Here is an 11,849-nt window from a genome sequence, read left to right as displayed (position 1 = left end):
AAACCCCGGGGGGGGCGTTCTCCCCCCCCTCGGGCATAACCCCCCCCCCGCCGACGTCGCAAGGGCTAGGCCTTGGCTTCTGCCAGGAGCTTCTGGACTCGGGAGATGCCCTCCACCAGGTCCTCGTCGCCCAGGGCGTAGGACAGGCGCAGGTAGCCCGGGGTGCCGAAGGCCTCGCCGGGGACGACCGCGACCTCGACCTCGTCCAGGATCAGGGCGGCGAGCTCGACGGAGGTCTGCGGGCGCTTGCCGCGGATCTCCTTGCCGAGGAGCTGCTTGACCGACGGGTACACGTAGAACGCGCCTTCGGGGGTCGGGCAGACGACGCCGTCGATCTCGTTCAGCATCCGCACGATGGTCTGGCGGCGCCGGTCGAAGGCGGTGCGCATCTCGTGGACCGCGTCCAGGTTGCCGGAGACGGCGGCCAGCGCCGCGACCTGGGCCACGTTGGAGACGTTGGAGGTGGCGTGCGACTGGAGGTTGGTCGCGGCCTTGACCACGTCCTTCGGGCCGATGATCCAGCCCACCCGCCAGCCGGTCATCGCGTACGTCTTCGCGACGCCGTTGACGACGATGCAGCGGTCGGCCAGCTCGGGGACGATCGCCGGGAGCGAGACGAACTTCGCGTCGCCGTAGACGAGGTGCTCGTAGATCTCGTCGGTCAGGACCCACAGGCCCTTCTCGGCGGCCCAGCGGCCGATCGCCTCGGCGTCGGCCTCGGTGTAGACGGCGCCGGTCGGGTTCGACGGGGAGACGAACAGGACGACCTTGGTGCGCTCGGTGCGCGCGGCCTCCAGCTGCTCGACGGAGACCCGGTAGCCGGTGGTCTCGTCGGCGACGACCTCGACCGGGACACCGCCGGCGAGACGGATGGACTCCGGGTAGGTGGTCCAGTACGGAGCCGGGACGATGACCTCGTCGCCCGGGTCCAGGATGGCCGCGAAGGCCTCGTAGATCGCCTGCTTGCCGCCGTTGGTCACCAGCACCTGCGACGCGTCGACCTCGTAGCCGGAGTCGCGCAGGGTCTTGGCGGCGATCGCGGCCTTGAGCTCGGGCAGACCGCCGGCCGGCGTGTAGCGGTGGTACTTCGGGGTGCGGCAGGCCTCGACCGCCGCCTCGACGATGTAGTCCGGGGTCGGGAAGTCGGGCTCGCCCGCGCCGAAGCCGATCACCGGGCGCCCGGCGGCCTTGAGGGCCTTGGCCTTGGCGTCCACGGCGAGGGTGGCGGACTCGGAAATGGCGCCGATACGGGCGGACACCCGGCGCTCGGAAGAAGGCGTTGCAGAGGTCATGCGAGCAATCGTCCCAGACGGCAAACAGGTGCCGCACAACGTTTCAGTTACCGGACCGCGGGACGGTGCGGGGTCGGCTCGACGGGATGCTGTTCGACGTCAGGGCGTCGTTCACGTACACTCACCTGTCGTTGGCCCTCGCCGACCGGCCCAAAGCGTGAGCACTCCGTGCACCCGCTCGGATGCGGTAGGTTGGGGGACGCAAAGGGTCGTAGCTCAATTGGTAGAGCACTGGTCTCCAAAACCAGCGGTTGGGGGTTCGAGTCCCTCCGGCCCTGCTCCACACTCCTTCTCGGACGTGTGTGCGCAGGTACGTACTTTGATGCAACGCCGTGCGGCGCAACCGGGCGCGGTACGGCCACGACCCGGATTCAGGTGAGAGACGTGACGGACGCCCTGGGCTCCATCGACATGCCTGACGCCGAGGACGAGACCCGCGAGAAGAAGGCCCGCAAGGGCGGCAAGCGCGGCAAGAAGGGTCCTCTGGGCCGGCTCGCGCTGTTCTACCGCCAGATTGTCGCGGAACTCCGCAAGGTCGTTTGGCCCACTCGCAACCAGCTCACGACGTACACCACCGTGGTGATTGTCTTCGTGGTCATCATGATCGGTCTGGTGACCGTGATTGACTATGGGTTCCAGGAAGCCATCAAGTTCGTCTTCGGCTGATCCCCGCGGAGGGCGGCGCCTTGATGGGTGCCGCCCGTTTTCGCATGTTCCACCACCTTTTGTATCCAGGAAGAAGCAGCCACAGTGTCTGACCCGAACCTGAACGCGAGCCACGACTCCGTCGAGTCCGTCGAGGACGAGCTCGACATCGTCGAGGCGGCAGACGCTGTGGACCCCGACGAGGCCGAGCTCGCCGACGTTGACGCGGGTGGCGCCGCCGAAGAGGCCGCGCTGCACGTCCAGGACGAGGTCGACGCAGACGCCGAGATCGAGGACGACGCCGAGGTCGAGGCGGCTGCCGACGACGCCGAGGAAGAGGCCGACACCGAGGTCGAGGCCGAGGCCGGCGAGGAGGCCGAAGAGGCCGCCGAGGAAGCCGAGCCCGTCGACCCCATCCAGGCCCTGCGCGACGAGCTGCGGCTGCTGCCCGGCGAGTGGTACGTGATCCACACCTACGCGGGCTACGAGAAGCGCGTGAAGGCCAACCTGGAGCAGCGCGCCGTCTCGCTGAACGTCGAGGAGTTCATCTACCAGGCCGAGGTGCCCGAGGAAGAGATCGTCCAGATCAAGAACGGCGAGCGCAAGAACGTCCGGCAGAACAAGCTGCCCGGTTACGTTCTCGTCCGCATGGATCTGACGAACGAGTCCTGGGGCGTCGTCCGCAACACGCCTGGTGTCACCGGCTTCGTGGGCAACGCGTACGACCCGTACCCGCTGACCCTGGACGAGATCGTCAAGATGCTCGCCCCGGAGGCGCAGGAGAAGGCCGCCAAGGCCGCCGCGGAAGAGGCCGGTCTGCCCGCGCCCGCCGTCAAGCGCACCATCGAGGTCCTGGACTTCGAGGTCGGCGACTCGGTCACCGTCACCGACGGTCCGTTCGCCACGCTCCAGGCGACGATCAACGAGATCAACCCGGACTCGAAGAAGGTCAAGGGCCTCGTCGAGATCTTCGGCCGCGAGACCCCGGTCGAGCTCAGCTTCGACCAGATCCAGAAGAACTGATCTTCTGCGCGAAAGCTTCCGGACAGGTCAGATCGCCCCGTAAAGGGCGGTCTGACCTGCTCGGTTTTTAGCCCCGCACCGATACCCGTTATCGTGGTGCGGTATGCCTCCATCCGGATGACCGGATCGGCGGCTGAAAACTCTCACTAGGACCCGGAGAGAGCAATGCCTCCCAAGAAGAAGAAGGTCACGGGGCTTATCAAGCTCCAGATCAAGGCCGGTGCGGCCAACCCGGCTCCGCCGGTCGGCCCCGCGCTCGGTCAGCACGGCGTCAACATCATGGAGTTCTGCAAGGCCTACAACGCCGCGACCGAGTCGCAGCGTGGCATGGTCGTGCCGGTGGAGATCACGGTCTACGAGGACCGCTCCTTCACCTTCATCACCAAGACTCCGCCGGCCGCGCGCCTCATCCTGAAGCACGCGGGCGTGGAGAAGGGCTCCGGCGAGCCCCACAAGACCAAGGTCGCCAAGCTCACGGCCGCCCAGGTCAAGGAGATCGCCGAGCTGAAGATGCCCGACCTGAACGCCAACGACATCGACGCCGCCGTGAAGATCATTTCCGGCACCGCGCGCTCGATGGGCATCACCGTCGAAGGCTGATCCAGCCCCCCTCCAGCACCACCAGTGGTAGGACCAAGCGCTGGTCCGCACCACGACTCCACGCCTGAAGACACAACACAGGAGCAGAAGTGAAGCGCAGCAAGACTCTCCGCGCTGCGGACGCCAAGGTCGACCGGGAGAAGCTGTACGCCCCGCTCGAGGCCGTCCGTCTCGCCAAGGAGACCTCCACGACCAAGTTCGACGGTACCGTCGAGGTCGCCTTCCGCCTGGGCGTCGACCCGCGCAAGGCCGACCAGATGGTCCGCGGCACCGTGAACCTCCCGCACGGCACCGGTAAGACCGCCCGGGTCCTGGTCTTCGCGACCGGTGACCGTGCTGCGGCCGCGGAAGCCGCCGGCGCCGACATCGTCGGCGACGACGAGCTGATCAACGAGATCGCCAAGGGCAACCGCCTGAACGAGTTCGACGCGGTTGTCGCCACCCCGGACCTCATGGGCAAGGTCGGCCGCCTCGGCCGCGTGCTCGGTCCCCGTGGCCTGATGCCGAACCCGAAGACCGGCACCGTCACCATGGACGTCGCCAAGGCTGTCACCGAGATCAAGGGTGGCAAGATCGAGTTCCGCGTCGACAAGCACTCGAACCTGCACTTCATCATCGGCAAGGTCTCCTTCTCCGATGACAAGCTGGTCGAGAACTACGGCGCCGCTCTGGACGAGATCCTGCGTCTGAAGCCGTCCGCCGCGAAGGGCCGCTACATCAAGAAGGCCGCCCTGAGCACCACCATGGGCCCCGGCATCCAGCTGGACCCGAACCGCACCCGGAACCTCCTCGTCGAGGAAGACCCGGCTGCTGTCTGAGCCTGACGGCTCGCTGAGTGGCTGAACGGGCCCTCGCCTCCCTTCACGGGTGGGCGGGGGCCCGTTTTTCGTGTGCTGTGCGAACCCTGTGCGATTACTGTCAGTCGTCCGACGTACTGTCGCTACTGACAACACAGCCGTACCCAGGGGGAACGAATGAACGTGTACCGCAAGAAAGCCGTAGGGGCCGTCCTGGCCGCCGTCCTGCTCGCCGGCGGCGCCACGGCCTGCGAGGACGGCAAGAAGGACACCGGGGCGGCATCGACCCCGTCCAAGGCCGCGGAGAAGCCGGCGGAGGTCCAGCCGGCCGCCTTCCTGCAGAAGACGAAGCAGAAGTCGCAGGAGATCAGCTCGCTCCGCTACGCCATGTCCGGTGACGCCGCGGGGCAGAAGGTCACCGGCGAGGTCTCCATGCGGCTCAAGCCGACCGTGGCCATGGCGATGACGATGGACTCGCCCGAGAAGCCGGGGGAGAAGGTCGAGATCCGCCTGATCGACGGTGCCATGTACATGGGTGCCGAGGGCAAGTACCTGAAGTTCGACCTCAAGACCCTGGCCCCGGACCAGGCCAAGCAGCTGGACTCGCTCGGCACGGCCCAGCAGGGCCAGAACCCGGGCGACGCGGCCGACAGCCTGAGCACCTCGAAGGACCTCAAGACGGTCGGCGAGGAGACCCTCGACGGCCAGAAGACGACGCACCTCGCCGGCACGGTCACCCTCGACGAGCTCCGCGCCGCCAGCGCCTCCTCGGCCCCCGAGGCCAAGGAGCGCCAGGAGAAGAACGTCAAGGCGCTCGAGGCCGAGGGCATCAAGAGCCTGACCATGGACATCTGGATCGACGAGTCCGGCCAGGCCAAGCAGATCCGCACCCGGGGCGCCGGCAACTCCGGCCCGATGGACATCACCATCAAGTTCCTGGACGTCAACAAGCCGGTCGAGATCACCGCCCCGCCGGCCGACCAGGTCATCGACCTGGCCGAGATGATGAAGGAAACGGGCGAGGGCACCGCCTGACCGCCTGACCGGCGCCCTGACCGCCTGACCGGCGCCGCAGCACCGCAGCACCGCAGTACCGCAACACCGCAGTACGGATACACGCACATGGGGGAAACGAATGAACACGGCTGTCCTGACCCGGGCCGGCGTCGCAGCGGCGGGGGCCGCACTGCTCGCGGGCGGCCTCACGGCCTGCGGGGGCGACAAGGCCGGCGCGGGTGACGGCAAGGCCACGGGGGCCAAGGCGCCGACGCCCGTGGAGGTGGTGAAGGCCTCGTACCTGAAGACCGTCCCGGCCAAGTTCGCCACGATGGACATGTCCATCACCGGCAGCGACGGCAAGACGGAGCAGATCACGGGGACGAAGGGCTGGTACCCGGCCGCCACGGGCATCAAGGACCAGACCGGGGGCGGCGGCGATCAGATCCTGATCGGCGACGACATCTACACCCACAGCGACAAGCCCGTGCAGGGCAAGTCCTGGATGAAGATGAACCTGAACAAGGACGGCAAGCCCCGCTACCGCCTCAACGACGACCCGGCCGAGTACCTCGCGCTGCTCCTGGGCCAGGACAAGCTCACGCTCGTCGGCGCGGAGCAGCCCGACGGCGTCGAGGCCCGGCACTTCAAGGGCAGCTTCACCAACGCGGACCTCCTCAAGGCGGACGAGACCACCAAGGTGATGGAGGAGGCGAACCGCCAGTACCTCCGCGAGGCGGTGAAGGACGTCACGAGCCTCGAAGTGGACCTGTGGATCGGCACGACGGCTACCCCGTCCGCGTCGACACGGTACGGACGATCGACAACGGCACCACGAAGGTGTCGGCGAAGTTCTCCGGCTACGGCACGGCCCAGCCGGTCGTCGCACCGCCCGCGGACCAGGTGGCCGACTTCGACGAGGTCATGAAGGGCATCGACGAGAGCCTCAAGGACAGCCAGCGCAAGCTGGACGAGGCCGACCAGACGCTCAAGGACGCCGGCCTCGGCGGCCTGAAGCGTTCCTGACCCGCTGCCCGAAGCGATTCCAAGCCCTCCCGGGGCGCCCCTCAGGGGCGATTTGCCTTGGGTCGACCGCTTCACGTACGCTTCCCCAGAAGCCAAAGACCGCTGGTCGTTGCCGTGCCCGCAAGGGGGCGGTGGCCGAAGGATCCGCTGACGCGGACGTCCTGCGCAGGTGTTCGTGGAGAAGCTCCCGGAGTGATTCGGTCGAGCTTACGCCCCGTGCGCTTGCGCCGGGGCGTTTCGTTTTGTTCAGCCCCTTCTGAGCGGTCCTCATCACCCGGAAGGAGGCCGACGCTCTATGGCAAGGCCCGACAAGGCTGCCGCGGTAGCCGAGCTCACGGACCAGTTCCAGAGCTCGAACGCCGCCGTGCTGACCGAGTACCGGGGTCTCACCGTCGCGCAGCTCAAGACGCTGCGTCGTTCGCTCGGTGAGAACGCCCAGTACGCCGTGGTGAAGAACACGCTGACCAAGATTGCGGCCAACCAGGCCGGGATCACCGCGCTGGACGAGCACTTCGCTGGTCCGACCGCGGTCGCCTTCATCACCGGTGACCCGGTGGAGTCGGCGAAGAGCCTGCGTGACTTCGCCAAGGAAAACCCGAATCTCATCATCAAGGCGGGTGTCCTTGATGGCAAGGCGCTCACCGCCGATGAGATCAAGAAGCTTGCGGACCTCGAGTCCCGCGAGGTTCTGCTCAGCAAGCTGGCCGGCGCGTTCAAGGGCAAGCAGTCTCAGGCTGCCTCGCTCTTCCAGGCGCTGCCGTCGAAGTTCGTCCGCACCGCGGAAGCGCTTCGCGTCAAGCTCGCCGAGCAGGGCGGTGCCGAGTAATTCGGCTCGCGCACTGATCCGCGCCGCCTAGCGCGCGGGTCGTAGCGGGCCGTTACGCCCGCCTCTCTATACATCCGGCACCTGCCGAATTAGTGGAAGGATCGCCCATCATGGCGAAGCTCTCTCAGGACGACCTCCTCGCCCAGTTCGAGGAGATGACCCTCATCGAGCTCTCCGAGTTCGTGAAGGCCTTCGAGGAGAAGTTCGACGTCACCGCCGCCGCGGCCGTCGCCGTTGCCGGTCCGGCCGGCCCGGGCGCCGTTGCCGAGGCCGAGGAGGAGAAGGACGAGTTCGACGTCATCCTCACCGGTGCCGGCGACAAGAAGATCCAGGTCATCAAGGTCGTGCGTGAGCTGACCTCCCTGGGTCTGAAGGAGGCCAAGGACCTCGTGGACGGCGCCCCGAAGCCGGTCCTCGAGAAGGTCGCCAAGGACGCTGCCGAGAAGGCCGCCGAGGCCCTCAAGGGCGCCGGCGCGGCTGTCGAGGTCAAGTAACACCTCTGGGGCCCTCCAGGGCCCCAACCAAGGGCGATCACCCGTAAGGGTGGTCGCCCTTTGGCGTACCGGCAGTGCCTGACTTGCCCTGGTCTCGTTGGGGAGTAGGGTGATCATCGTTGCCTCGAAGCTGGGTCCGGAGATGATCCGCTCGGAGCAGGGGGCCTTGACGAACGGGACGCGGCGCGCAATTCTCAGTCCCGTCGCCAGCTCGAATCGGCTCGATCCCATGCGATCCGACCCGATCCGAGATCCGAGGTATGGATCGGCTACGAAGAGGGCAGTACTCATACGCGCTCTGTGTGCGAGAGCCGTGGAGTTGGACGCAGTGTTGTTGATGTGAAGAGACGTGGGGAAGGCCTGTTGCCGGTTTCCGGAAACCTGGTCTGGACATCAGTGAGCCAAGTGGCTACACTGACCCTTTGCGCTGCCTGTTAGCTGCCCCCTGCCCGTCGCCAGGGGCATGCCCACGCTCGAGCACACTTGATTGATACGCCCTGACCTGGTCTTTCGGCCAGTTCGGGAGGGGTCTGTCTTCTGTGTCGGCTGGGACCGGTACGCGCGTAGTGAGTCCGAGCCCTCGGAAGGACCCCCTCTTGGCCGCCTCGCGCAACGCCTCGACCAATACGAACAACGGTGCCAGCACCGCCCCGCTGCGCATCTCCTTTGCAAAGATCAAGGAGCCCCTCGAGGTTCCGAACCTCCTGGCGCTGCAGACCGAGAGCTTTGACTGGCTGCTCGGCAACGCTGCCTGGAAGGCTCGCGTCGAGTCGGCGCTTGAGAGTGGACAGGACGTCCCCACCAAGTCCGGTCTGGAAGAGATCTTCGAGGAGATCTCGCCGATCGAGGACTTCTCCGGGTCGATGTCGCTGACCTTCCGCGACCACCGTTTCGAGCCGGCGAAGAACTCTGTCGACGAGTGCAAGGAGCGCGACTTCACGTACGCGGCTCCGCTGTTCGTCACTGCCGAGTTCACGAACAACGAGACCGGAGAGATCAAGTCTCAGACGGTCTTCATGGGCGACTTCCCGCTCATGACCAACAAGGGCACCTTCGTCATCAACGGCACCGAGCGTGTCGTCGTGTCGCAGCTTGTCCGCTCCCCCGGTGTCTACTTCGACTCCTCCATCGACAAGACGTCCGACAAGGACATCTTCTCCGCCAAGATCATCCCGTCCCGGGGTGCCTGGCTGGAGATGGAGGTCGACAAGCGCGACATGGTCGGTGTCCGCATCGACCGCAAGCGCAAGCAGTCCGTCACCGTCCTCCTGAAGGCTCTCGGCTGGACCACCGAGCAGATCCTCGAGGAGTTCGGCGAGTACGAGTCCATGCGCGCCACCCTGGAGAAGGACCACACCCAGGGTCAGGACGACGCGCTGCTCGACATCTACCGCAAGCTGCGCCCGGGCGAACCGCCGACCCGCGAGGCCGCTCAGACGCTGCTCGAGAACCTCTACTTCAACCCGAAGCGCTACGACCTCGCCAAGGTCGGCCGCTACAAGGTGAACAAGAAGCTCGGCGCCGACGAGCCGCTCGACGCCGGTGTGCTCACCACCGACGACGTCATCGCGACGATCAAGTACCTGGTGAAGCTGCACGCCGGGGAGACCGAGACGGTCGGCGAGTCGGGCCGGGAGATCGTCGTCGAGACCGACGACATCGACCACTTCGGCAACCGTCGTATCCGCAACGTCGGCGAGCTCATCCAGAACCAGGTCCGTACGGGTCTCGCCCGTATGGAGCGCGTCGTGCGCGAGCGCATGACGACCCAGGACGTCGAGGCGATCACGCCGCAGACCCTGATCAACATCCGGCCGGTCGTCGCCTCCATCAAGGAGTTCTTCGGCACCAGCCAGCTGTCGCAGTTCATGGACCAGAACAACCCGCTGTCGGGCCTGACGCACAAGCGTCGTCTCAACGCCCTCGGCCCGGGTGGTCTGTCCCGTGAGCGGGCCGGCTTCGAGGTCCGTGACGTTCACCCGTCGCACTACGGCCGCATGTGCCCGATCGAGACCCCTGAAGGCCCGAACATCGGTCTGATCGGCTCGCTCGCCTCCTACGGCCGGATCAACCCGTTCGGTTTCATCGAGACCCCGTACCGCAAGGTCGTCGAGGGTGTCGTCACCGACGAGGTCGACTACCTCACGGCCGACGAGGAAGACCGCTTCGTCATCGCCCAGGCGAACGCCCGCCTGAACGACGAGATGCGCTTCACCGAGAACCGCGTACTGGTCCGCCGTCGTGGTGGCGAGATCGACTACATCGCCGGTGACGACGTCGACTACATGGACGTCTCGCCGCGCCAGATGGTGTCCGTCGCGACCGCGATGATCCCGTTCCTCGAGCACGACGACGCCAACCGCGCCCTCATGGGCGCGAACATGATGCGCCAGGCCGTTCCGCTCATCAAGGCGGAGGCGCCGCTCGTCGGTACCGGCATGGAGTACCGCTGTGCGGTCGACGCCGGCGACTCGATCAAGGCGGAGAAGGACGGTGTCGTCCAGGAGGTCTCGGCCGACTACATCACCGTCGCCAACGACGACGGCACGTACACCACGTACCGCGTCTCCAAGTTCTCCCGCTCGAACCAGGGCACCTCGGTCAACCAGAAGGTCATCGTCAACGAGGGTGACCGGATCATCGAGGCCCAGGTCCTCGCCGACGGTCCTGCGACCGAAGAGGGCGAAATGGCCCTCGGCAAGAACCTGCTCGTCGCGTTCATGCCGTGGGAAGGTCACAACTACGAGGACGCGATCATCCTGTCGCAGCGCCTCGTGCAGGACGACGTCCTCTCCTCGATCCACATCGAGGAGCACGAGGTCGACGCCCGTGACACCAAGCTGGGCCCCGAGGAGATCACCCGGGACATCCCGAACGTCTCCGAGGAGGTCCTCGCGGACCTCGACGAGCGCGGCATCATCCGCATCGGTGCGGACGTCGTCGCCGGCGACATCCTGGTCGGCAAGGTCACGCCCAAGGGTGAGACCGAGCTGACGCCGGAGGAGCGCCTGCTCCGCGCGATCTTCGGTGAGAAGGCCCGCGAGGTGCGCGACACCTCGCTCAAGGTCCCTCACGGTGAGATCGGCAAGGTCATCGGTGTCCGCGTCTTCGACCGCGAGGAGGGCGACGAGCTTCCTCCGGGCGTGAACCAGCTGGTCCGCGTCTACGTCGCCCAGAAGCGCAAGATCACCGACGGTGACAAGCTCGCCGGCCGCCACGGCAACAAGGGTGTCATCTCCAAGATCCTTCCGATCGAGGACATGCCCTTCCTCGAGGACGGCACCCCGGTCGACATCATCCTGAACCCGCTGGGTGTCCCGTCCCGAATGAACCCGGGACAGGTCCTGGAGATCCACCTCGGCTGGCTCGCCAGCCGCGGCTGGGACGTCTCCGGTCTGGCGGACGAGTGGGCGCAGCGCCTCCAGGCGATCGGCGCCGACCAGGTCGCTCCCGGTACCAACGTCGCCACCCCGGTGTTCGACGGTGCCCGCGAGGACGAGCTGGCCGGCCTGCTCCAGCACACCATCCCGAACCGCGACGGCGAGCGCATGGTGCTCCCGACCGGTAAGGCGCGTCTGTTCGACGGCCGCTCCGGCGAGCCGTTCCCGGACCCGATCTCGGTCGGGTACATGTACATCCTCAAGCTCCACCACCTGGTCGACGACAAGCTCCACGCCCGGTCGACCGGTCCGTACTCGATGATCACGCAGCAGCCGCTGGGTGGTAAGGCGCAGTTCGGTGGCCAGCGCTTCGGTGAGATGGAGGTGTGGGCGCTCGAGGCTTATGGCGCCGCTTACGCCCTCCAGGAGCTGCTGACCATCAAGTCCGACGACGTCACCGGCCGCGTGAAGGTCTACGAGGCCATCGTCAAGGGCGAGAACATCCCCGAGCCGGGCATTCCCGAGTCCTTCAAGGTGCTCATCAAGGAAATGCAGTCGCTCTGCCTCAACGTGGAGGTGCTGTCCTCGGACGGCATGTCCATCGAGATGCGCGACACCGACGAGGACGTCTTCCGCGCGGCGGAGGAGCTCGGTATCGACCTGTCCCGGCGCGAGCCGAGCAGCGTCGAAGAGGTCTGACGGGCCTGACGGGGGGCTCGCTCAAGAGCCCCCCGTCATCCCCGGGACCGTTCAGACCATGATTGAGACTC

General features: G+C 66.6%; 11 protein-coding genes and 1 tRNA gene. 11 read left to right on the top strand and 1 reads right to left on the bottom strand.

The features are described 5' to 3' along the window. Positions 1-65: 65 nt before the first annotated feature. Complete coding sequence (locus ACFWP3_RS24600) at positions 66-1,292, bottom strand: pyridoxal phosphate-dependent aminotransferase (protein WP_384224789.1); 1,227 nt, start codon at positions 1,290-1,292, stop codon at positions 66-68. A 205-nt stretch (positions 1,293-1,497) separates the two neighbouring features. Between ACFWP3_RS24600 and ACFWP3_RS24595 the strand changes: the two genes are divergently transcribed. The 11 genes from ACFWP3_RS24595 (at position 1,498) to rpoB (ending at position 11,778) form a co-directional block, all read left to right on the top strand. Then, a tRNA-Trp gene (locus ACFWP3_RS24595) sits at positions 1,498-1,570 on the top strand. Between the two features lie 106 nt (positions 1,571-1,676). Then, positions 1,677-1,958, top strand: coding sequence for a preprotein translocase subunit SecE (secE, locus tag ACFWP3_RS24590; protein ID WP_030825982.1), 282 nt, complete (start codon positions 1,677-1,679; stop codon positions 1,956-1,958). Positions 1,959-2,042: 84 nt separating this feature from the next. After that, positions 2,043-2,960 carry a transcription termination/antitermination protein NusG gene (nusG, locus tag ACFWP3_RS24585; RefSeq protein ID WP_384224786.1) on the top strand — a complete coding sequence of 306 codons (918 nt, stop codon included), beginning with the start codon at positions 2,043-2,045 and terminating at the stop codon, positions 2,958-2,960. A gap of 165 nt (positions 2,961-3,125) precedes the next feature. Beyond that, the gene (gene rplK / locus ACFWP3_RS24580; protein WP_069921505.1) at positions 3,126-3,560 is read left to right on the top strand and encodes a 50S ribosomal protein L11; all 435 of its coding nucleotides are present in this window, start codon (positions 3,126-3,128) and stop codon (positions 3,558-3,560) included. Positions 3,561-3,649: 89 nt separating this feature from the next. Continuing rightward, positions 3,650-4,378 carry a 50S ribosomal protein L1 gene (gene rplA, locus ACFWP3_RS24575; RefSeq protein ID WP_030388881.1) on the top strand — a complete coding sequence of 243 codons (729 nt, stop codon included), beginning with the start codon at positions 3,650-3,652 and terminating at the stop codon, positions 4,376-4,378. A 156-nt stretch (positions 4,379-4,534) separates the two neighbouring features. Next, on the top strand, positions 4,535-5,392 hold the full coding sequence (locus ACFWP3_RS24570; RefSeq protein WP_384224783.1) for an LppX_LprAFG lipoprotein: 858 nt from the start codon (positions 4,535-4,537) through the stop codon (positions 5,390-5,392). A 100-nt stretch (positions 5,393-5,492) separates the two neighbouring features. After that, positions 5,493-6,281, top strand: a complete 789-nt coding sequence (locus ACFWP3_RS24565; RefSeq protein ID WP_384224780.1) for a hypothetical protein — start codon at positions 5,493-5,495, stop codon at positions 6,279-6,281. Then, the gene (locus ACFWP3_RS24560) at positions 6,257-6,379 is read left to right on the top strand and encodes a hypothetical protein (RefSeq protein WP_384224778.1); all 123 of its coding nucleotides are present in this window, start codon (positions 6,257-6,259) and stop codon (positions 6,377-6,379) included. The genes ACFWP3_RS24565 and ACFWP3_RS24560 overlap by 25 nt, the downstream gene beginning before the upstream one ends. Positions 6,380-6,674: 295 nt before the next feature. Continuing rightward, a complete protein-coding gene (rplJ, locus tag ACFWP3_RS24555; protein WP_215144029.1) occupies positions 6,675-7,205 on the top strand; it encodes a 50S ribosomal protein L10 in 531 nt (176 codons plus the stop codon). Positions 7,206-7,315: 110 nt separating this feature from the next. Beyond that, a complete protein-coding gene (rplL, locus tag ACFWP3_RS24550) occupies positions 7,316-7,699 on the top strand; it encodes a 50S ribosomal protein L7/L12 (protein ID WP_030154668.1) in 384 nt (127 codons plus the stop codon). 596 nt (positions 7,700-8,295) lie between these two features. After that, complete coding sequence (gene rpoB / locus ACFWP3_RS24545) at positions 8,296-11,778, top strand: DNA-directed RNA polymerase subunit beta (protein WP_384224774.1); 3,483 nt, start codon at positions 8,296-8,298, stop codon at positions 11,776-11,778. The last annotated feature ends 71 nt before the right edge of the window (positions 11,779-11,849 follow it).

The sequence above is a fragment of the Streptomyces sp. NPDC058525 genome, assembly GCF_042719495.1.
In the GTDB taxonomy this organism is placed as follows: domain Bacteria; phylum Actinomycetota; class Actinomycetes; order Streptomycetales; family Streptomycetaceae; genus Streptomyces.
This window is presented reverse-complemented; position numbering and strand designations above follow the sequence as displayed.